20 protein-coding genes and 3 tRNA genes are annotated in these 21,274 nt (G+C 57.1%); all 23 read right to left on the reverse strand.

Annotated features, from left to right (window positions below; genetic code table 11):
* Positions 1 to 4 precede the first annotated feature (4 nt).
* The 23 genes from GT019_RS31065 to GT019_RS31175 all read right to left on the reverse strand — a co-directional run bounded on the left by GT019_RS31065 (position 5) and on the right by GT019_RS31175 (position 21,182).
* A complete protein-coding gene (locus GT019_RS31065; RefSeq protein WP_161747324.1) occupies positions 5 to 988 on the reverse strand; it encodes a gluconeogenesis factor YvcK family protein in 984 nt (327 codons plus the stop codon).
* A gap of 8 nt (positions 989 to 996) precedes the next feature.
* Positions 997 to 1,884 carry an RNase adapter RapZ gene (rapZ, locus tag GT019_RS31070; protein ID WP_161747325.1) on the reverse strand — a complete coding sequence of 296 codons (888 nt, stop codon included), beginning with the start codon at positions 1,882 to 1,884 and terminating at the stop codon, positions 997 to 999.
* 93 nt (positions 1,885 to 1,977) lie between these two features.
* Positions 1,978 to 2,928: an ROK family glucokinase gene (locus GT019_RS31075; RefSeq protein ID WP_161747326.1), complete on the reverse strand. Its 951-nt coding sequence runs from the start codon at positions 2,926 to 2,928 to the stop codon at positions 1,978 to 1,980.
* Positions 2,929 to 3,131: 203 nt separating this feature from the next.
* Complete coding sequence (trxB, locus tag GT019_RS31080) at positions 3,132 to 4,079, reverse strand: thioredoxin-disulfide reductase (RefSeq protein WP_161747327.1); 948 nt, start codon at positions 4,077 to 4,079, stop codon at positions 3,132 to 3,134.
* Positions 4,080 to 4,109: 30 nt separating this feature from the next.
* Complete coding sequence (locus tag GT019_RS31085; RefSeq protein ID WP_161747328.1) at positions 4,110 to 5,852, reverse strand: tetratricopeptide repeat protein; 1,743 nt, start codon at positions 5,850 to 5,852, stop codon at positions 4,110 to 4,112.
* Positions 5,853 to 6,080: 228 nt separating this feature from the next.
* Positions 6,081 to 7,031, reverse strand: a complete 951-nt coding sequence (locus tag GT019_RS31090) for a ribose-phosphate diphosphokinase (protein WP_161747344.1) — start codon at positions 7,029 to 7,031, stop codon at positions 6,081 to 6,083.
* Between the two features lie 337 nt (positions 7,032 to 7,368).
* Positions 7,369 to 8,058 (reverse strand): bifunctional phosphoribosyl-AMP cyclohydrolase/phosphoribosyl-ATP diphosphatase HisIE, encoded by a 690-nt coding sequence (gene hisIE / locus GT019_RS31095; RefSeq protein WP_161747329.1) that lies wholly within the window; start codon positions 8,056 to 8,058, stop codon positions 7,369 to 7,371.
* Positions 8,055 to 8,813 carry an imidazole glycerol phosphate synthase subunit HisF gene (hisF, locus tag GT019_RS31100; protein ID WP_161747330.1) on the reverse strand — a complete coding sequence of 253 codons (759 nt, stop codon included), beginning with the start codon at positions 8,811 to 8,813 and terminating at the stop codon, positions 8,055 to 8,057. Before hisF ends, hisIE begins: the two co-directional genes overlap by 4 nt.
* A 107-nt stretch (positions 8,814 to 8,920) precedes the next feature.
* Positions 8,921 to 9,541: an imidazole glycerol phosphate synthase subunit HisH gene (gene hisH / locus GT019_RS31105; protein ID WP_161747331.1), complete on the reverse strand. Its 621-nt coding sequence runs from the start codon at positions 9,539 to 9,541 to the stop codon at positions 8,921 to 8,923.
* Entirely contained in the window at positions 9,542 to 10,141 is a 600-nt protein-coding gene (gene hisB, locus GT019_RS31110; RefSeq protein WP_161747332.1) for an imidazoleglycerol-phosphate dehydratase HisB, read from the reverse strand.
* Between the two features lie 105 nt (positions 10,142 to 10,246).
* The gene (gene hisD, locus GT019_RS31115; protein WP_161747333.1) at positions 10,247 to 11,530 is read right to left on the reverse strand and encodes a histidinol dehydrogenase; all 1,284 of its coding nucleotides are present in this window, start codon (positions 11,528 to 11,530) and stop codon (positions 10,247 to 10,249) included.
* Positions 11,531 to 11,671: 141 nt separating this feature from the next.
* On the reverse strand, positions 11,672 to 12,340 hold the full coding sequence (gene hisG, locus GT019_RS31120; RefSeq protein WP_235949622.1) for an ATP phosphoribosyltransferase: 669 nt from the start codon (positions 12,338 to 12,340) through the stop codon (positions 11,672 to 11,674).
* An 8-nt stretch (positions 12,341 to 12,348) separates the two neighbouring features.
* The gene (locus GT019_RS31125; protein ID WP_161747334.1) at positions 12,349 to 13,587 is read right to left on the reverse strand and encodes an ATP phosphoribosyltransferase regulatory subunit; all 1,239 of its coding nucleotides are present in this window, start codon (positions 13,585 to 13,587) and stop codon (positions 12,349 to 12,351) included.
* A gap of 391 nt (positions 13,588 to 13,978) precedes the next feature.
* On the reverse strand, positions 13,979 to 14,461 hold the full coding sequence (locus GT019_RS31130; protein ID WP_161747335.1) for an acyltransferase: 483 nt from the start codon (positions 14,459 to 14,461) through the stop codon (positions 13,979 to 13,981).
* Between the two features lie 6 nt (positions 14,462 to 14,467).
* Entirely contained in the window at positions 14,468 to 15,124 is a 657-nt protein-coding gene (gene ppaX / locus GT019_RS31135; RefSeq protein WP_161747336.1) for a pyrophosphatase PpaX, read from the reverse strand.
* A 10-nt stretch (positions 15,125 to 15,134) separates the two neighbouring features.
* Positions 15,135 to 16,172 (reverse strand): prolipoprotein diacylglyceryl transferase, encoded by a 1,038-nt coding sequence (lgt, locus tag GT019_RS31140; protein ID WP_161747337.1) that lies wholly within the window; start codon positions 16,170 to 16,172, stop codon positions 15,135 to 15,137.
* A gap of 63 nt (positions 16,173 to 16,235) precedes the next feature.
* Positions 16,236 to 17,174 carry an HPr(Ser) kinase/phosphatase gene (gene hprK, locus GT019_RS31145; RefSeq protein WP_161747338.1) on the reverse strand — a complete coding sequence of 313 codons (939 nt, stop codon included), beginning with the start codon at positions 17,172 to 17,174 and terminating at the stop codon, positions 16,236 to 16,238.
* 206 nt (positions 17,175 to 17,380) lie between these two features.
* A complete protein-coding gene (locus GT019_RS31150) occupies positions 17,381 to 18,502 on the reverse strand; it encodes an ABC transporter ATP-binding protein (protein WP_161747339.1) in 1,122 nt (373 codons plus the stop codon).
* Positions 18,503 to 18,592: 90 nt separating this feature from the next.
* The gene (locus GT019_RS31155; protein ID WP_328804094.1) at positions 18,593 to 19,519 is read right to left on the reverse strand and encodes a PucR family transcriptional regulator; all 927 of its coding nucleotides are present in this window, start codon (positions 19,517 to 19,519) and stop codon (positions 18,593 to 18,595) included.
* 299 nt (positions 19,520 to 19,818) lie between these two features.
* Entirely contained in the window at positions 19,819 to 20,760 is a 942-nt protein-coding gene (locus GT019_RS31160; RefSeq protein WP_161747341.1) for an MraY family glycosyltransferase, read from the reverse strand.
* Between the two features lie 134 nt (positions 20,761 to 20,894).
* Positions 20,895 to 20,970, reverse strand: a tRNA-Lys gene (locus tag GT019_RS31165).
* 16 nt (positions 20,971 to 20,986) lie between these two features.
* Positions 20,987 to 21,071: transfer RNA gene (locus GT019_RS31170), tRNA-Tyr, on the reverse strand.
* Positions 21,072 to 21,106: 35 nt separating this feature from the next.
* Positions 21,107 to 21,182: transfer RNA gene (locus GT019_RS31175), tRNA-Phe, on the reverse strand.
* Between the last annotated feature and the right edge of the window lie 92 nt (positions 21,183 to 21,274).

The following is a 21,274-nucleotide window of genomic DNA, read 5'->3' on the forward strand; positions in this document are numbered from 1 at the left end:
ACCCTCACCTCTTTCGTTCCATCCAGTTTTCCACAAGCTGATAAATATGATGACTGAGCCTTGCCGCGTCATGCCGCAGATAGGTGCGGAACAAGACGAGCTTGTCGGCAATGACCTCGTACCCGCGTCGTTTTACTTCGTCCAAATCCAGATGCACGGCCTTCGCGCCCATCTCGGCGTACTTGAGCTGCACCTGCTCCGGAATCTCGCCATCGTTTACGATGACGTAATCGAACAAATGATGGCCCACGTGCGCATGCACGGCCGCCAGATGATCGCTCACCGAATAATTGTCCGTCTCCCCCGGCTGCGTCATGACGTTGCAGACGAACATTTTGACCGCGCACGATTCCACGATGCTCTGCGCCAGCTTCGGCACGAGCAGGTTCGGAATGATGCTGGTATACAAACTGCCCGGCCCGATCAGGATCGCGTCCGCTTCCCGGATCGCTTCCACGGCTTCCTCCAGCGGCTCCACGTCCGGCGGCTCGATAAACACCCGCTTGATCGCTTTGCCGGCCTTCGGAATGTTGGATTCGCCCGTAATGATCGTGCCGTCCACCGTCTCGCCCTTGAGCACGATGGCTTCGCCCGCGGCAGGCAGCACCCGTCCCCGAACGGCCAAGACCTTGCTCAGCATCCGGACGCCGGAAACGAAATCGCCCGTGATATCGGTCATCGCCGCCAGCATCAGGTTGCCCAGGCTGTGCCCCGCGAGCCCGGTACCGGAATTAAACCGGTACTTCAGCACGTCGGACAGCAGCGGCTCGACGTCCGCGAGCGCGATCAGCACGTTGCGGATGTCGCCGGGCGGGGGCATTTGCAATTCATTGCGCAGGATGCCGGAGCTCCCGCCGTCATCGGCGACCGTGACGATCGCCGTGATGTCGAGCGGCTTCTCCTTCAGGCCGCGCAGCATGACCGAGAGTCCCGTGCCCCCGCCGATCACGACGATCCGGGGCTGTTGCGCCTTACTACGTTCCGCCATGGTATGCCTCAGCTCCGATCACGGTCTGCATCTCGATGACTGACGCGCACGATTTCCGTATCGCTGCTGCCAAGCATGCGTCCCAAATATTCCGCGATCGCGACCGAACGGTGCTTGCCGCCCGTGCAGCCGATTCCGATCACGACCTGACTCTTGCCTTCCTTGCGGTAAAGCGGAATGAGAAATTGCAGCATATCCAGCAATTTCGATAGAAACGCCTGCGTCTCCGGCCATTTCATCACGTATTCGTAGACCTCGGGATCTTGGCCCGTGTTGGGACGCAGGTGATCGACGTAATGCGGATTCGGCAGGAACCGAACGTCGAAGATCAGGTCCGCGTCGATCGGAACGCCGTATTTGAAGCCGAAGGAAATGACGTTCACGGAGATCGTGCTCATGTCCGAGTTCGTGAACCGGGACATGATCCGTTCCTTCAGATGAGCGGGCTTCAGGTTGCTCGTATCGATAATTTGCGTCGCCCAGCCCTTCAGGTCCTCCAGCATCCGGCGTTCCAGCTTGATCCCCTCAAGCGGAAGTCCCTCGGTCGCCAGCGGATGCATCCGGCGGCTTTCCTTGTAGCGCTGGACGAGCACGCCGTCGGTCGCATCCAAGAACAGAATCTCGTAGCCGATCGTGAAATGCTCCTTCACGTAGCTGAGCGATTCCGACAAGGCCGTGAAAAACTCGCGTCCGCGCAGGTCGATCACCAGCGCCACCTTGCCGATTTTGCCGTTGGACTGCTCGATCAATTCGGCGAACTTCGGAATAAGCACCGGCGGCAAATTATCGACGCAGAAGAAGCCAAGGTCTTCCAAGCTCTGCACCGCAATGGTTTTGCCGGCGCCGGACATGCCCGTAATAATGACGAGTTTCGCCTTCGCTGTTGCCGATTCCATCGTCAATTCCTCCTAACCCGCGAAAAACCTGCACCGCTATTAATCCTGATAAACGTGAATGATCCGCATGCGGAGGATAATCGCAGCCCTTGCCTATGCGCGAATGATAAGGCCTGCAGCGCCGACGACGCCCGCATCGTTGCCCAGAATGGCCGGCACGATCTCCACGCCTTCCTGCGCCATGTTAGGCGTGGATTTGCGGAATACGTCACGGATCTGTTCGAACAGGAATTCGCCCGCCTTCGACACGCCGCCGCCGATGATAAAGCGCTGCGGGTTCAGCACGACGGCGACCGTCGCCATCGATTTGCCCAGGTAGAACGCCGCGCGGTTCACGATGCGCGCCGCCACTTCGTCGCCGGCTTTCGCCGCGTCGATGACATCCTTCGCCATAATGTTTTCCACGAACGACAGCGACGTCCGGTCGCCGCGCTCGACGGCGTCCTTGGCCATCCGGATGATGCCCGTCGCCGAAGAGACGGTTTCCAGGCAGCCTTTGTTGCCGCAGCCGCATTGGATCGCTTCCAGGTCCGGCACGATCGCCATATGGCCCAGCTCGCCGGCCATGCCTTTATAGCCTTCGACGATCTTGCCATTGATGATGACGCCGCCGCCGACGCCCGTTCCAAGGGTGTAGCATACGCAATCCGAGATGCCGCGACCCGCGCCCGCCCAAGCTTCGCCGAGCGCAGCCACGTTCGCATCGTTGTTCACGAGCACCTTCTTGTTCAGCTTCGCTTCCAAAATATCTTTAAGCGGCACGTTTTCGAAGAACAGGTTGACCGATTTGTGGACGAAACCGCGCGGAATGTCCAAGAAGCCGGCGATGCCGATGCCGACGCCCTCCACCTGATCCCACTCGTACGACGATTGTTCCACGATCAGGCGGGCATACGCCGCGATGTTATCGCAAACCGCGTCGGAACCTTTCTCGACTTCGGTCGGACCTTCGTACGTATGCAGCAGCGCGCCCTCGCTATCGCAAATGCCAACCTTGATGGACGTACCGCCAATATCTACACCAACGACAATTTTCTCGGACATGAATGGGCCACCTCTATAATAATATAAGGATCTATTGCTGTTTCCGTTCCAACTAAACTATAAGCGAACGCTTCCAACTGGTCAAGAATAAGCCGCCCCTGCCAAATGCAGCCTTTCGCCGCACGCTCGCTTACATGAAGCGACGCTGTCCGGTAGTCCGGACAGCGCCCCGTTGCTCGTCTGCTAACCGGTCGAACCCGGGCTTACAACGACTGGCTCCAGTCGTGCACCGCGTGGCCTTCCAGGAATTTCTCGCAATCCAACGCCGCCATGCAGCCGCTTCCCGCCGCCGTGATCGCTTGGCGGTACTTGTGATCCTGCACGTCTCCGCAAGCGAAGATGCCCGGGATTTGCGTCTCCGACGTGCCCGGTTTCACCACCAGGTAACCGGTCTCGTCCGTTTCCAGCTGGCCGTTCAGGAACTTCGTGTTCGGCGTATGGCCGATCGCGACGAAAATGCCGTTCGTCTCGATGACTTCTTCTTCGCCCGTCTCGTTATTCTTCACTTTCAGCCCCGTCACGCCCATATCGCCGGCCACGACTTCAAGCGGCGTGCGGTCGAGCGCCCAGCTGATCTTGCCGTTCGCGCGGGCGCGGTCCTGCATGATTTTGGAAGCGCGCATTTCCGGACGGCGGTGAACCAGCACGACCTCGGAAGCGAAGCGCGTCAGGAAGCTCGCTTCTTCCATGGCGGAATCGCCGCCGCCGACCACGATGATTTTCTTGCCGCGGAAAAAGAAGCCGTCGCAGGTCGCGCACGTGCTGACGCCGCGTCCCACGTTCTCGCGCTCGTTGGCGATGCCCAGGTATTTGGCGGAGGCGCCGGTCGAGATGATCAGCGCTTCGGCCTGAAGCTCGCCTTGGCCTTCGACCTGCAGCGTGAACGGGCGCTTGGAGGTATCGACGGAATTGACCCAGCCGGTGCGGAATTCGGCGCCGAAGCGCTCCGCCTGCTTGCGCATGTTCGCCATCAGATCGGGACCCATGATGCCTTCCGGGAATCCGGGGAAGTTCTCGACTTCCGTCGTCGTCGTCAGTTGGCCGCCCGGCTCAGGGCCTTCGATGACGAGCGGGTTCATGTTGGCGCGGGCCAGGTAGATGGCTGCCGTAAGGCCTGCAGGGCCGGTTCCGATAATTATTGCTTTGTACACGAGTAGTGCCTCCTTTGCGATTAAGCTCCCTTAGTCGCGGTGATCCGCGAGCGCCGGGAAGGTCATTCTCATTTTTTCTTTGATCCCGCATATTTCATCAATGCGCTTGGCGCATTTGCTGACGGTCGCGATCGAGATGCCGTACCGCTGCGATACTTCGTGGTAAGAAATTTCGCGGCGGTGCATTTTGGCGGTCAAGTATTCCAGCGCGGCTGCCCAGCCTTCCACTTTCCCCAGCTTCGGCACGTCGGGGTATACCCGCGAAAGGAATTCAATCCACAGCGTAAGCAGGTCATGCTGCTGCACCAGATCGTACTGCTTGTTCATCCGCATGAGCGCGGCTTCCAGCACGGACTGCCATTTGTCTTCCCAGATCGGCAGTCGCGACGGCATCCGGCTGTGCTCGATGACCGTCTCCTTGCCTTCGAGAATCGCATTCAGCGATTCGTGCACGCCGATGGAGCGGAGCACGAAGATGGCGATCCGCTTCAGATAATCGTCTTCCTGCGGTTCGACGATGAACTCGCGCAGCGCATCCTTCACTTCATTATCGGCAATCATGCCGAGCGCTTGAATGACCTGCAGCTTCGTATGCCGGTCGCCGTGGCGCAGCGCCCAGAAGAAGGACGAGCGGACGAGCGGATCGCGCTTCATATGATCCGGCAGCGACTCCGTCGATTTCTCCCACAGCTTGAACTGCTCCTCGAAAGGAAGATGGTAGTGATAACTCGCCGGCGCCGCGTGCTGGCCGTCCTTCATGCGTTCCAGCTGCTCCAAATAATAGCCGGGCACGTGAGAGTCGGCATCCAGCTTTCGCACCTGCTGCCATAAGCGGCGAGCTTCCTCGTAGCGCCCCATGTTGCAGGCCGCCACGGCCGCGTAATGGTAGAGGCACGGGTCCGATTTCAGCGCCCCGTCCTTCAGAAGCCGCACGAAATGGCGGTAAGCTTCGCCATGCTCTCCTAGAATGCCCATTGTCGTCGCCAGCTTAAACACATGCTCTTGGTGGAAAGGCACGGTTTTGCACAAAAGTTGGACCAGCGGCGCCAGTTCCTCCGCCTCCTCGCCGTGCTGGTAGAAAATCGCCAGGTTGCACAACGCGTGCAGATTGCCCGGCTCGAGCTCCAGCACCTGCTTGATCGTGACCATCGCCTTGTCGAAAATGCCCATGTAATAGTAGGCAAGCGCCAGGTTGTTGCGGGCCGCCAGGAAATCGGCGTTCTTCTCGACGATGCTCTCGAGCAGGCGAACGGCTTCGACGAACTTGCCTTCCTCGAGCATCGACCTCGCCCGGTCATGTTCGAAAAATCCTTCGCGCGCCTTGATGAACGCGAGCTTCGTCGGCCGTTCCAATTCGAAGTGCAGCAGCTCCATCATCTCTTCCGCTTCCTCGAGAAACTGCCCTTCGGCGTCTTCCTCCAGGTAGCGCACAAGCGACGTCTCGGCTGCTTCGTACAATTCCATATTGGCGTAATTGTTCGCCATATAAAAATGACATTCCGTCATTTCGGGATCGAGCTCGTCGACGATCGACTGGAGAATGCGGTTGGATTCCTCGTAATTCCCCATCTCGGACAAAATTCCCGCCATATTGCAGTGGTTGACGGGATTATCCGGCTCGTATTCGGCCGCGCGCCGGAAGTATTTCAGTGCCTTGTCATAATGATATCGATCCATCGAGCGCACCGCACGCTCGAAGAAGAACGTTGCGTCCCACTGAATGGGAATGATTTTCGTGCTGCGACCGGCAAGCGCAATTTTCTTTTCTTTCATAACACAAGGCACCTCCTCGGCTGCATAGGCCAGCAGTACATATACGCGCATAACGTATTATGCGCGTTAGTACGACCAGCCCTCATGCAAAGTTTCTACGATTATACCATAGCGCGGCCTATCCTTACACGCAAGAATATGTGGCAAATCGCGGGCAGGCGCCCGCGATTCAGGTGGTTGGCCGCTAATCGCGGCCCTATGGGACGAACAAAACCGGCATCTCCGATGCTAAATGCCCGCGTTTTTGAAGAGCGTGCTGATGGAGCCGCCTTCGATAATGATTCGCGTCGTTTCCGCCAGGATCGGGGCGACCGACAGTACCGTGAAACGATCGGAACGGTTGTCCGGAAGCGCGATCGTATCGGTGACGATGACTTCTTTAATATTGGGATGGTCCAATCGCTGCAGGGCAGGGCCCGAGAAGAGCGGATGCGTTGCGCACACGTAGACGTCATCGGAGCCGCGTTCCTTGAGGCCTTCCACGACGTTGACGATCGTGCCGCCCGTATCGATCATGTCCTCGATAATGATCGGCGTGCCTCCCTCGACATCGCCGATAACGTGGGTGATGTTGGACTCGTTGTGAGCCTGACGTTTCTTGATCATGATCGCGAACGGCGCGTCCAGATAGTTCGCCAGCTTCTCCGCCGTCGAAGCACGACCGGCATCCGGGGAGACGACGACTGGGTTTTTGATGTTCTTCGATTTCAGGTAGTCGCTGATCAGGTCGAGGCCTGTCAGGTGATCCACCGGAATATTGAAGAATCCTTGAATGGCCGGCGCATGGAGATCGATCGTGATGACGCGCGTCGCTCCGACGGTCGTCAGCACGTCAGCGAGCATCTTGGCGGAAATGGGTTCACGCGGAGCCGCTTTGCGCTCTTGGCGCGCATAACCGTAGTAAGGAACGATAATGTTTACGGTACGGGCGGAAGCACGCTTTGCCGCATCGATCATGACGAGCAGTTCGACGAAATGATCGTTGATGGGATGCGAGAACGACTGAACCAGGAACACGTCGCAGTTACGGATCGTTTCTTCGTAGTGAACATAAATTTCGCCGCTCTTAAACCGGGAAACCTTGATTCTGCCGAGCGGCAGCCCGAGCTCTTCGCTGATTCGTTCAGCCAATTTGGGATTCGAGGAACCCGAGAAAATACGCAGCTTGTCGCTAAACAACATAATACCCTCCTGAGCGATTAGACCACTAAATTAATAACCTTCTGTCCCTTCATGCTGACAGGGAAGCACAACGGAACGATTGACTTCGGCATCTTAAAACACCGCATTGTTTCGACAACTTTCATTATACATGGAATCATCGAGAATTCAAAAAACGATCTTGTGGGATTACCCGGCCCTAACCGCCTTCAACTTGCCGATCCCGTCCCTTTGCGGCATCTGGCGCGGTTTGTTCCCGTTGTCGGGCGCATCCGCGAACAGGGACGCCGGAACGCGGCAGAACCGAGCGCGCTGTTCCGGCGGCTCGGCCAAGGCTGCGGTCGCTCCGGACGAACTAAGAGGACGGCTTTGTTTTGTTGTGGCGGTGTCCGAGCTCGGCCATGACCTCGTCCAGCGACAGGCCGCGCTCGCGCAGCAGCACCATCAGATGAAAGATCAGGTCGCTCGTCTCGCAGCGAAGCTCGTCGTTGTCTTTGTTCTTGGCCGCGATGATGACCTCGGCGGTCTCTTCGCCGACTTTCTTCAGAATCTTGTCGACGCCCTTCTCGAACAGATACGTCGTGTAGGCGCCTTCGGGACGTTCGACGTAACGCTGCGCGATCGTCGCCTCCAGCTGGTTCAGCATCGCGAACCGGTCACTGGATTGCTGGAAGGAGCTTGCGCCGGATTCCGTGTCCTTAATGCCCTGCACTTCGCCCGTAAAGCAGCTGTACGTGCCCGTATGGCAGGCCGGACCGGTTTGCTCGACCCGCACGAGCAGCGTATCGCCGTCGCAGTCGTAATGCATCGCGACGATGCGCTGCGTATGCCCGCTCGTCGCGCCTTTGTTCCAGAGCTCGCCGCGCGAACGGCTCCAGAACCAGGTCACACCCGTTTCCGCGGACAGCGTCAGCGATTCCCGGTTCATGTAGGCCAGCATCAACACTTCTTTGCTCTTGGCATCCTGCACGATGGCCGGGACCAAGCCCGCCTCGTTCCACTTGATCTCCTCGGCAACCGCCGCAATCGTTTTTCCGGTGCTCATCGAATCTCGACCCCTTTCTGCCGCAAGTCGTCCTTCACGTCGCGGATCGTCATTTCTTTATAGTGAAAAATCGTCGCCGCAAGGCCAGCGTCAGCATGCCCCTGCAGGAATACGTCATGAAAATGCTCCACTCTGCCCGCGCCGCCGGAAGCGATGACCGGGATGCCCAGCGAATCCGACACCGCGCGCGTCAGCTTCAAGTCGAAGCCGTCCTTCGTGCCGTCCGCATCCATGCTGGTCAACAGGATTTCCCCGGCGCCCAACTGTTCCGCTTCCTTCGCCCAGGCCAGCGCCTTGATGCCGGTCGCCGAGCGTCCGCCGTGCGTGTACACTTCCCACTCGCCCCAAGCCGGATTGAACTTCGCGTCGATCGCGACCACGATGCACTGGGAACCGAATTTCTTCGCTCCGTCGCTGACGAGCGACGGGTTCTTCACGGCCGCCGTGTTGATGCCGATCTTGTCGGCCCCGGCCCGCAGCAGCCGTTTCATGTCGTCGACATGCGAGATGCCGCCGCCGACCGTGAACGGGATCGTGATTTCGCCGGCCGTGCGTTTGACGACCTCCACCATCGTGGCCCTTCCTTCGACCGACGCGGAAATATCGAGAAAGATCAGTTCGTCCGCGCCTTCCTTATCGTAAATCGCCGCCAGTTCGACGGGATCGCCGGCATCGCGCAGGTTCACGAAATTAACGCCTTTGACGACGCGTCCGTCCTTCACGTCCAGACAAGGGATAATCCGTTTGGCTAACATTGTGGACGCTCCCTCCTAAAAGATTAATCAATGCTGCTTCGGAAGCAATGCTTCTATCGGCCTGCAAGCTCTAATCGGCTTCGGCCTCCGCGCTTGGCCGCAAGCGGCTAGCGCACGGTTTCGCGCACGCCCGTCAGGGCCAGGAAATTGCGGAGCAGGCTCATGCCGAGGTCGCTGCTCTTCTCCGGGTGGAACTGCATGCCGTACACGTTGCCGCTGCCGACGATCGCCGTTACCTGCCCGTTATAGTCCGTCGTCGCGAGCAGATCGCTCTCCCGCCCCGGCTTCGCGTGAAAAGAATGCACGAAGTACACATGCCCGGGCTCGAGCCCCTCGAAAAGCGCGTTCTCCTGGCGGAAATCCAGCTTATTCCAGCCCATGTGCGGCACTTTGAAGTCGCCCTTGAACCTAATGACCGTCCCCGGCAGCAGATTCAAGCCTTTATGCGGACCGTACTCCTCGCTCTCGCTGAATAACAGCTGCATGCCGAGGCAAATGCCGAGCAGCGGCTTCCCGGACGACGCGTAATACCGCGTCACTTCGTCCAGACCGGTGTTCCGCAAATTCTGCATCGCATCGCCGAATGCGCCGACGCCCGGCAAAATCGCGCCGTCCGCTTCCATGATCTCCTGCGCATCGGCCGTGACGACCGGTTCGTAGCCGAGCCGCTCTACCGCCTTGCTGACGCTGTGCAGATTGCCCATGCCGTAATCGATGATCGCGATCATCTACAGCACTCCCTTCGTCGAAGGCACTCCTTGCACGCGCGGGTCGATGCCGGTCGCTTCGTCAAGCGCCCGGCCGAGGGCCTTAAACACCGCTTCGATCATGTGATGCGTGTTGTGACCGTAATGCACGATGACATGCAGCGTCATGCGCGCTTCGAGCGCCAGCTTCCAGAGGAATTCATGCACGAGCTCCGTGGAGAAGCTGCCGACCTGCTGGGACGGGTACTGCGCCCGGTATTCGAAATGCGGCCGGTTGCTCAGGTCGATAACGACCTGCGCCAGCGCCTCGTCCATCGGCACGAACACTGAAGCGTAACGCTTGATGCCGCGCTTGTCGCCGAGCGCTTCGCGGATCGTCTGCCCAAGGCATATGCCGATGTCCTCGACCGTATGGTGATCGTCGATATCCACGTCGCCGCGCGCTTCGACGGTCAGATCGAATTGGCCGTGCTTTGTGAACAGGTCGAGCATATGGTTCAGGAAGGGCACGTCCGTCTCGATCTTGGTAATACCGGTGCCGTCGAGGCCAAATGCGAGCGTTATGTCCGTTTCGTTCGTTTTGCGCGCCACGTCGGCCGCGCGAATCACGTTATCCGCCATAGTAAACATCCTTCTTTCGCATCATGTCTATTCGTGCAGGAGCCGTCTCGCCCGCAAGCATTGCAGGCTGCTTCCTCCGACGGTCCGGTCAACGCATTGCCGGGACTATCGCTCCCGCTCCAAGCGGATCTCGATAGCGCGCGCATGCGCCTCCAAGCCCTCATGCCGGGCAAGCGTGATGATCTGATCGCCGTTCGCCAGCAGCGCGTCCTTGCTGTAGTGGATGAGGCTCGACTTCTTCATGAAATCGTCCACGTTCACCGGCGAGGAGAAGCGCGCCGTTCCGTTGGTCGGCAGAATATGGTTCGGACCGGCGAAATAATCGCCGACCGGTTCCGAGCTGTACGGTCCGACGAAGATCGCGCCCGCGTTCTCGATTCGGCCCAGCAGCGTCATCGGGTCGGCCGTCATGATCTCCAAATGCTCGGGCGCCATGCGGTTGACCGCGGCAATCGCCTCCGCCATCGAATCGGCCAACAGAATGGCGCCGTAACCGTCGATAGACTGGCGGGCCGTGCCCTCCCTCGGCAGCGTCGACAGCTGCTGCTCGATTTCCACGGCTACGGCATCGCCCAGCGCCTCCGAAGTCGTCACAAGGATGGCAGAGGCCATCTCGTCATGCTCCGCTTGCGATAGGAGGTCTGCGGCGACATAAGCGGGATCCGCCGTCTCGTCCGCCAGCACGACGATTTCGCTCGGGCCGGCAATGCTGTCGATCGCCACGACCCCGAACACCGCGCGCTTGGCAAGCGCGACGTAGATGTTGCCTGGCCCGCAGATTTTATCGACCGGCGGGATCGTTGCCGTGCCGTACGCCAGCGCGGCTACGGCTTGCGCGCCGCCGATCCGGTACATTTCCTTGACGCCCGCTTCCGCGGCCGCGACCAGAATATACGGGTCGATGCCCGTCTTGCCTCCGGTTGCGGGCGGCGTCACCATCACGATTTCGGGCACGCCCGCAACTTGCGCCGGAATGACGTTCATTAGTACGGAGGAGGGATAAGCCGCCTTTCCGCCCGGCACGTAAACGCCGACGCGCTTCAACGGGCGCAGGAGCTGACCCAGCATCGTGCCGTCCGGCTGCACGTCCACCCAGGACTGCCGCAGCTGCTTTTCGTGAAATGCCCGGATATTCAAGGCGGCCTGACGGATCGCCGTCAAGAAATCCGCGTCGACGCGATCGTACGCCGCTTGAATCTCGTCGTTCGTGACGCGCAGCGTCCCGGTATCCAGCCGGACACGGTCCAGTTCTTCCGTATAGCGCAGCAGCGCCGCGTCGCCTTCCGTGCGGATCGCCTCGACGATGCGCGCGACCGTTTCGTTTTGTTCAGGCGAACCGTATTCCACCTTGCGCGTTAAACCAAATTGTTCCGCCCGCAGCTTTCGCATGCCGCTTCGCTCCTTCCGCGTTTTATTCGTGTGCAATCCTCGGGAACCGCCGTAGCGAATCCAATCCATCCATGCGCAAGCGGTTCCGTCACTGCTCCGTCCGGCCGTTGCCTAAGCGACCGATGATATTCTTCATAAATGCTAAACGACCGGTTTCGCCGCGATCACATGCTGCAGCTTATCACACAGGTTCTGAATCGCCTCGTTCTTCATGCGGTAGCTGACGCGGTTCGCGATCAGCCGGCTCGTGATGCCGAAGATCGTCTCCATCTCCACCAGGCCGTTCTCGCGGAGCGTCTGCCCCGTCTCCACCATATCGACGATCCGGTCCGCCAGTCCGATCAGGGGCGCCAGCTCGATGGAGCCGTTCAGCTTGATCACCTCGACCTGTTGTCCCTGCTCGCGGAAGTACTGCGAGGCTACGCTCGGATATTTCGTCGCGACGCGGGGATGAATGACCGGCTTCCAATCCGGCAGCCCGATAACGGACATGCGGCACTTCGCGATCCCGAGATCCAGCAGCTCGTAGACGTCCTTGTTTTCCTCCATCAGCACGTCTTTGCCCACGATGCCGATGTCGGCCACGCCGTATTCGACGTAAGTCGGCACGTCTACGGGCTTCGCCATTATAAATGACATGCCCGCTTCGGGAAGCTCGATGATCAGTTTCCGCGTATCGTCGAAATCGCTCGGGATCGGAACCCCCGCTTCCCTGAACAAGTTCGAGGCCACCTTATAGATGCGGCCCTTCGGCATGGCTACCTTCAACAGCTCCCGGCCGGAGGAAGCCCGCGGTTCGTTCATCGTCATATTCAGCCCTACTCCCTTTCCCGTTCGCCGCCGAAGTATGACAGCAGCTTCGTAAACGCGACGCCTTTGTAAATGACCATTCCGCTTGCAGCGGATGCCGCGGAGTCGCGTACGGCTTGCTGCGAGACGGCGTCCATGCGCTCCGTCACGATCAACGCGGACGTTCCCGCCGCTTCCCGAAGCTCGCGCGCCTTATCCAGCGCGGCCGCCCGGCCTTCGGCATCGTAACCGATCAGCACGCGCTCCTCGTTCGACTCGCAATCGTCGTCTCCGATCAGCTCGAGGATTCGCGTCGTCTTCAGCGCGAAGCCCGTAGCCGGAGCCGGACGTCCGAACTGCTTGAGCAAATTATCGTAACGGCCGCCGCTCGCCACCGGGAATCCCAGATCCGCGGCATAGGCTTCGAACGTCATGCCCGTGTAATACTTGAAGTCGCCGATCATCGTCAAATCGATCAGCACGTGCTCGCATACGCCGTACGCCTCCAGGACGTCCCACATCTCGCATAAATGACGGACGGATGCCTGAGCGATATCGTCCAAGCTAAGCGCCATGGCCTGATTGCAAATTTCCCGTCCGCCGCGAAGGCGGATAATGCCTTCCAGCTCGCTTCGCATCTCTTCGGATATCGCGAGCGAGCGCAAGCATTCCCGATAGCCGACGTAGTCGCGGCCGAGCAGGTACGCTTTCAGTTCCTCCTGCGCGGCCCTTTGACCGGGAAGCGTCTCCTCGAACAGGCCGTTCAGGAAGCCGACATGGCCGATGGCAATCTTGAACCGTTTCACGCCTGCCGCTTTCAGCGAGGCGATCGCCAGCGCGACCACTTCCGCATCGGCTTCCGGCGATGCATCCCCGACAAGCTCCACGCCAGTCTGGAAGAACTCCGCTTCGCGGCCCGCCTCTTCCTCGATCGCGCGGAATACGTTGGAGTGATAAGACAAGCGAATCGGGAACTGCACGTCTTTGAGCACGGAGGAGACGACGCGCGCGATCGGCGCCGTCATATCGGATCGAAGCACGAGCGTCGTGCCCCGGTTGTTCAATAGCTTGAAGAGTTTCTGGTCGGACGTCGAGCTTGCCACGCCAACCGTATCGTAATATTCCATCGTAGGGGTCATGATCTGCTCGTAGCCCCAGGAATGCATGCATGCAAGCACTTGATTTTCGATCTGTCGCAGCTTTGCCACCGCATGCGGCAAATAATCCTTAACCCCAATCGGTTTCTCGAACACCTTCGGTTTGGACATTTAAGTTCACCCACATGACTTTAGTATATTAACGCGTTACCATATTACCATACTGCCAAAATAAAGAGTTTAGTCGTAATGATACCATGCTCCAAGTGTTCCGTCAATAACGCTTCATGCGGCATCGTCGCTGCTTTGCGGGTCGATTCCGCCGCGCGCGGGCTTCTCGCCAGCGGCCAGCAAAGGTCTCGTCTGCCAAACAATCCGTGCCCTTGTTAGTCCTCGCATGCGCTACACCGGAGCTTCCTAAGCGCGATATGTTGCCTCGCTTTACCGAAAACGCACTTTTCCCAGCAAAAACCGGGAAGCGTCGCTTCCCGGTTTTCTTGCGGGCAACTGAATTCGATGATTGGATCACGGGGGACGCTTGACCGGCACGCAGCCGCGTTCCCTAAGCCTTCCGAATTTCTTGAATGGGGTTGCCGCCGACGAAGGCACCGGGCGGAACGTCTTTATGCACCATCGACCCCGCGGCCACGACCGCTCCGTCGCCGATCGTAACGCCGGGCAGGATCGTCGTATTGGCCCCGATCATGACATTGGAACCGATTCGCACGGCGCCGAGCCGGTATTCGCCGATTAAATATTCATGCGTCAAGATCGTCGTATTGTAGCCGATGATCGAGTTGTCTCCTATAGAGATTTTCTCCGGAAAAAAGACGTCGACCATGACCATCAGCGCGAACGCCGTATAGCGCCCTACGCGCATGCCGAGCACACGCCGATAGATCCAATTTTTGACCGGCAAGGACGGACAGTAACGCGCCGCCTGTATGAATGCAAAGTTCCGTACGGCCTTCCAGCGGCTGACGGTACGATACACCTGCCAGAGCGCGTTCGGCCCTTCGACGGGATAACGCTCCACGTTTCTCAACGGCGTTTACTCCAATCCGACAAAAGCATATAAATCGCGCATATCCTGAATGATATGGCGCGCGCCGCTCTCCTTCAAGACCTGCTCGCCTTTAAGGGACCACGCCACGCCAACGGAGACGACGCCGGCCGCCTCGGCCGATTGGATATCCACGACGCTGTCGCCGACCATCATCGTCTCTCCGGGAGCGGTGCCGATCGCTTGCAGCGCAAGCCGTATCGGCTCCGGATCCGGCTTCGGACGGGTCACGTCTTCGATCGTAACGATCGCGCCCGGTTCCACGTAATCGTATAGTCCGACAAAGCGCAGTCCCCGTTCGGTCGTCAAGCGAATCTTGGTCGTCACGATTCCGATTTTGATCCCGGCTTCATGCAGCCTCGCCAAGACTTCTTTCACATGCGGGAAAGCCTGTACGTATTCGTCATGCAGCCGTAAGTTGACTTCGCGGTATGCCGCTACGAGGTCTTCGACCTGCTCGCGCCCCGAGAACTGCTGCAGCTGCATCGACAGGGGAAGTCCCATGCTCGGGATGATATGCTCCCGATTGAAATCATGCGGCACGATTCCATTCAGCGCGTACAGAAAGGACTGAATAATCAGTTCGTTCGTATCCATGATCGTACCGTCCAAATCGAACAAAATCGCTTTGATCTCCGTCGCCATTGCCTGCAGATTACTCCTTTATCGACGTATCGCCGGATCCGTTCGCCGCGTTGCCGCCGTTATGTTCGATCGGCGGTTTCGGGTTCGGCTCATCCGAGTTCTTCTTGTTCTCCGCGCCCGCGGGGAGTCCGGTTTTAAAATTAATGATCGGATCGTTATAATGCTCCGAAGCCGCGCCCGTACGGCGCCGAATGATAATCATCGCGACTGACGCGATCACGAGCAGCAATGCCAACAGCTGCGAGATTCGAATATTCCCGTAAGACGGATCCAGATAGCCTTGTTCGCCGAATATCGCTTTCATCGGGGACCATAGCCCGTTCATAAGCGAAGCCGCCCAATCCGCGCCATGGAAAGCGAGGCTGTCCGTACGAAGGCCTTCCACGTAGAAGCGGCCCAGGGAATACCAAATAAAATAGAAGAAAAGCTGTTCTCCCGCACGCAGGAAAGGACGCCGGCGAATCACGAGCAGGATCACAAGGCCAACCAAATTCCAAAGCGATTCATATAGGAATGTCGGGTGATGAAACACGCCCGCGACATTCATCTGATTGACAATCCAATCCGGGAGATGAAGCGTATTGCGCAGGAAGCTTTCTTTAACTTCGCCGCCGTACGCCTCCTGGTTCACGAAGTTCCCCCAACGTCCGATCATTTGGCCCGCAATCAGGGATGGCGCGCAGATGTCGGCAATCCGCCAGAAGCTGTACCCTTTGTTACGGAAATATATAATGCCGCAGGCAAAGGCCCCGATCAACGCGCCGTAGATCGCGATCCCGCCGTTCCATATTTTAAAGACGTCCATCAGGTTGTTCTTGTACTCATCCCATTGGAAGGCGACGAAATAAATGCGCGCGCCGATGATCGCGGACGGCACCCCGAACAGCAATAAATCCATAAAAAAGTCCGGCGACAGCCCGAAGCGCTTGCCCTCTTGCACCGCCAGCAGCAAACCGACGAGCGCCGCGGTTCCCAGAATGATGCCGTACCAGTGCACGCTGATCGAACCCAGCGAGAAAGCAATCGGATCTAATCGTAATCCAAACATGCGTCAATGGCTCCTTCTCAATTATCCGTAATGGTCATCCATGGTCGCGCTGAACCCCGCCGATCAGTCGAAATCGTCCGAGTCTTCCGCGATCGTTTCCGTCAGTTTGTTCGTAAACTGCAGCGCCGCGTTATACCCCATCCGTTTCAGCCTGAAATTCATCGCCGCCACTTCGATGATGACAGCCAAATTTCGGCCGGGTCGAACCGGTACCGTCACGATCGGCACGTCGGTATCGATGATGCGCGTCGTCTCCTCGTCCAAGCCGAGCCGGTCATATTGCTTGTCGGCCTGCCAGTTCTCCAGCTTGATGACAACGCTGATGCGTTTGTTGTTCCGCACCGCGCCGGCTCCGAATAAGGTCATGACGTTGATAATGCCCAGGCCGCGGATTTCAAGCAAATGCCGGATCAGCTCAGGCGCCGTACCGTGAAGCTGATTGTCGGAGGTTTGGCGAATCTCGACCGCGTCATCCGCTACGAGGCGATGGCTCCGTTTGACGAGCTCGAGCGCCGTTTCGCTTTTACCGATGCCGCTGCCGCCCGTAATGAGCATGCCCACCCCGTAAACATCCACGAGAACGCCGTGAATCGTCGCGGAAGGCGCAAGCTTGCGCTCCAAGAAGTTGGTTATGCGGCTCAAGAAGATCGTGGTTGCGGCGTTGCTGCGCAATACCGGAATTTGCCGAACGTTCGATTGTTCCAACAGCTCCGGAGGCGCATCCAGGCCGCGCGTAATGATAAAGCAAGGGGTTTCATCGTCAAACAGCCGCTCAATCCGGTCGATCCGCTCTTGCTTGGAGAGGGTGTCCATGAACGTAATTTCCGTCTTCCCGAGAATCTGCACCCGTTCCCTCGGGTAATAGTCGAAGTAACCTGCCATTTCGAGTCCCGGACGCGACAAGTCATCCAGGGTAATGCTGCGTTTCAGGCCGTCTTCGCCACCTAGGATCTCGAGTTGGAACTGGCTTACAAGATCCGAAACTTTCACTTTCTTGCCCATGTTTGGCCTCCTCAAAATCGCAGCCGGCTACGCGTATAGTGGTCATTCCTAAAAATCCAGATGTATTCATCCTATAGGAAATAAGAACTGAAATCAACGTCCTGGCTCGTCAGAAACCGGTTATGTATCGTATAGGAGCGTATAATCGCACAAAAACAGCCGTCCGATCGGATCGGACGGCTGTTCGACAAGGGGAGTGCCTTATTTTATACTTCGAATACGTTCAGTTCGCTTTCTTTGTCGAAGATATGAACCTTGTTCATATCCAAAGCGAGTTTCACGTTAACGCCTTCCTTAACGCCGGAGCGTCCGTCAACACGAGCGATAACGGAATCTTTGCCCAGACCGTTCAGGTAGAGGAACATTTCGTGACCAAGGTTCTCGGCAACTTCGACGTGAGCGTTCACGATCGTTTGCGGGGAAGCCTCGTGGAATACCGGCTCTTCGTGCAGGTCTTCAGGACGGATGCCAAGAATGATTTCTTTGCCGATCAAGCCTTTTTCGCGAAGTTGTTGCGCTTTGCCGTCCGGAACAAGAACATCGATGTTATTCGCTTTGAAGCGAACAGCGCCGCCGGCTTCTGCAAGCGAACCCGTAATGAAGTTCATGGAAGGAGCTCCGATGAAGCCTGCCACGAAGATATTAACCGGGTGGTTGTACAGCTCTTCAGGGGAAGCTGCTTGTTGAATGATACCGTCTTTCATAACGACGATACGATCGCCCATTGTCATGGCTTCGATCTGGTCATGCGTTACGTAGATAACGGTCGTTTCCAGACGTTTAGCCAGTTTGGAGATCTCCGCGCGCATTTGACCGCGAAGTTTGGCATCCAAGTTGGAAAGAGGCTCATCCATCAAGAAGACTTGCGGTTCACGGACGATTGCACGGCCGAGGGCGACACGTTGACGTTGACCGCCGGACAATGCTTTAGGTTTACGGTCGAGCAAGTGCTCGATATCGAGAATTTTAGCGGCTTCACGAACGCGTTTGTCGATTTCCGCTTTTTTGAATTTACGAAGTTTCAGGCCGAACGCCATGTTTTGGTAAACGTTCATGTGAGGGTACAGGGCGTAAGATTGGAATACCATCGCGATGTCACGATCTTTAGGGGCTACGTCATTAACAAGACGTTCGCCGATGAACAGTTTACCTTCGGAAATTTCTTCAAGACCGGCAATCATACGAAGCGTCGTCGATTTACCGCAACCGGAAGGACCGACAAGAACCAAGAACTCCTTGTCTTTAATGTCGAGGTTGAAGTCTTTAACCGAAGCGAGATCAGTACCCGCATATTTTTTGTAAACGTGTTCTAAGCGTACACCAGCCATTTGTATTTCCCCCTAACGATTATTGTCGTTCATTACACTTAGTTTATATCAGTGCTGTCCATATGACTATGCACATACTTTACAAAAAAACTACGCCCTTTTCGTCACTTTATACAATAGCAAAATAATTTTGACGAGTACGGCATCGCGGAACTGCCGCACGTCCAGCTCCGTCTCCTGCTTTAGTTTGTCCAACCGGTAAAGCAGCGTATTCCGGTGAATATAAAGCTTCTTTGCCGTTTCGCTGACGTTGCAGTCCAAAGCGAAGAACGTCTCCAGCGTCGTCAGGATTTCCGGATCCAGAAAGGCATCCGTCCGCTTCAAAGCTTGCTCCACGAATTTGATGCGATGCGCTTCGGGGATCGTATTGAGCAATCGCTCCAAATGAAGCAGCCAAGGCAAATGAATATTGGCCCCGATATGGAACGCTCGTCCGAGATGAACGGTTTCCCTGAGAAGAGCCGTCGTTCCGATAATGGAATTGGCTGGCGAGATCGGGTGAGATATTGCCAGATGACAATCCCCCATCCATTCGCTTGCCAGCATTTCGTGCAAACCGAACGCGATCGACGCCAAGCTTTCCTCTAAAGACTCCTCTTCTTCCTCGTCCCGCTCGCCGGACTGCGCATCGTGAATGAGCGACGCAGGCCCAAGAATCAGCCATTCCTGCTCCTTCAGCGGAATAATCAGCACGTCCTCTGCTAGGAACGTGCGAAGCAGCTTTTCGAGTTCTCCGAAGCTGGCTCGGCCAGACTCGGCCTGCTCGCATACGAGGAGAAATGGAATCATGGACGAGAACAATCTTCCCCTCGATATCAGACGATCCGGTAGCAGGAGCTTCGGTTCGCTGGCGTCGAGCTGCTCGTCGATCCAGGTCCCCAGCTCGCTGGCGTAGCGTTCCGATTCCGAAAAGCCTTCGTAATTCTTGCTGCTCTCGGCGAGCATCTGATTGACCGCCCATCCAATCAGGCGAATTTCCATCTCGCTTAACCGCTGCTGCCGATTGATCTCGAGCACGTGGACATGATCCGCATGCTGTTCAAGGGCAAACCAAGTTGCTCCTTCGGGACCGCTTACATAATCTCCTATTGTAACCGCATTCGTTTTCGGTTTTTGCAACCGTTCATTCGGTTGCCGAGCTTGTTCGCTGCTCAGTAATCGCCAGTCATGAATCGGGAGCTGATGCTCTCGGACCGGGCAATCCAGAACAGCTTGCAATTGCGTAATCCATTTTGCATCACTCATGGGCTTGCCCCTATCCATCGGCGCGAATGTGCGCTTTTTACTGCACAGTATACCATATACGACCGGTTATTTCAGCTAAGGGCCAGCAACACGACAAGCGACAGCAAGGAAAACAACGCCGCCACCAAATAAATGAAGGATACCGTTTGGATCTGCGTTAATCCCCAGCGCATTAGAACGTGATGGGTATGAAGCTTGTCCGCCCTGTGCAGCCCTTTGCCGGACAATAGCCTGCGAAGCATAACCACGGCCGTGTCGAGTATCGGCACGCCAAGCGCCAGCAAGGGTACCGCGACCGTGACGAGCGTAGCGCTTTTGAATGCGCCGTCCACCGCCGTAACGGCCAAGGAGTAACCGAGAAACGTCGCCCCGGCATCCCCCATGAAGATACGCGCAGGGTAAAAGTTATAGCATAAGAAAGCCACGCAGGCAGCAACCAAAATCACTGCAAGCAGCGCAGTCGAATATTGCTGCTTAAACAACGCAGCTACAAAAAGCGTCAACGATGACAATGTCGCTACTCCCGAGGCCAATCCGTCCACGCCGTCAATAAAATTAATCATGTTGATCAACGCGAACACCCACACGATCGAACCGACAACGCCTAACCAGTAAGGAAAAAAAATCATTCCGTGCGGGCTGGAAAGTCCTTCGATCCGAATCCCGAACAATAGCGGCAAAGCCGCGACCGCCAGATAAATAATAACCCGCGGCCAGACCGGGAACTCCGACCCGCTTGCTTTGGCCGCATCGTCCAGCAAGCCGATGCAAACCAAAACGAAACCTCCGATTCCAATCGTCAAACTCAGCGGAGTTACGCCTTGGAAGAGGAATAGGGTCACTGCAATCCCGACATACAAAGCAGCCCCGCCCATCAACGGCACGGGAGTCTTATGAATTTTTCGGGCAGTCGGGCGATCGACAAAGCCATAACGGATGGCGAATTTACGAAGGAGCGGCACAAGTACGGCAACGATACCGAAGCATAACAACGCGGACAAACCATAGTTCATCTTGCGATACAACCCCCTGAAACCAACCATTGTGTGTTTGAATTCAGTTTGCCCGCAGCCGAATGAAATACTCCGCCTTTAAAACAACAAAAAACCTGCAGGTCATTGACCTACAGGTACTTTAAGTGTCGTAATGGTGAGCCATGTAGGACTCGAACCTACGACACCCTGATTAAAAGTCAGGTGCTCTACCAACTGAGCTAATGGCTCTTGCTGTTAAAGGGAATGGTGGAGGGCGATGGATTCGAACCACCGAACTCAGAGAGAGCAGATTTACAGTCTGCCGTGTTTAGCCACTTCACTAGCCCTCCACGATGCTTACCTGGCTATATGCCTTAAGTAAATATGGTGGCTCGGGACGGAATCGAACCGCCGACACGAGGATTTTCAGTCCTCTGCTCTACCGACTGAGCTACCGAGCCTTACTTTGAAAATAAATGGCGGAGCCGACGGGATTCGAACCCGCGGTCTCCTGCGTGACAGGCAGGCATGTTGGGCCACTACACCACGGCTC

Origin of the sequence: Paenibacillus glycinis (assembly GCF_009909185.1) — a bacterium.
Lineage (GTDB): Bacteria > Bacillota > Bacilli > Paenibacillales > Paenibacillaceae > Paenibacillus_Z > Paenibacillus_Z glycinis.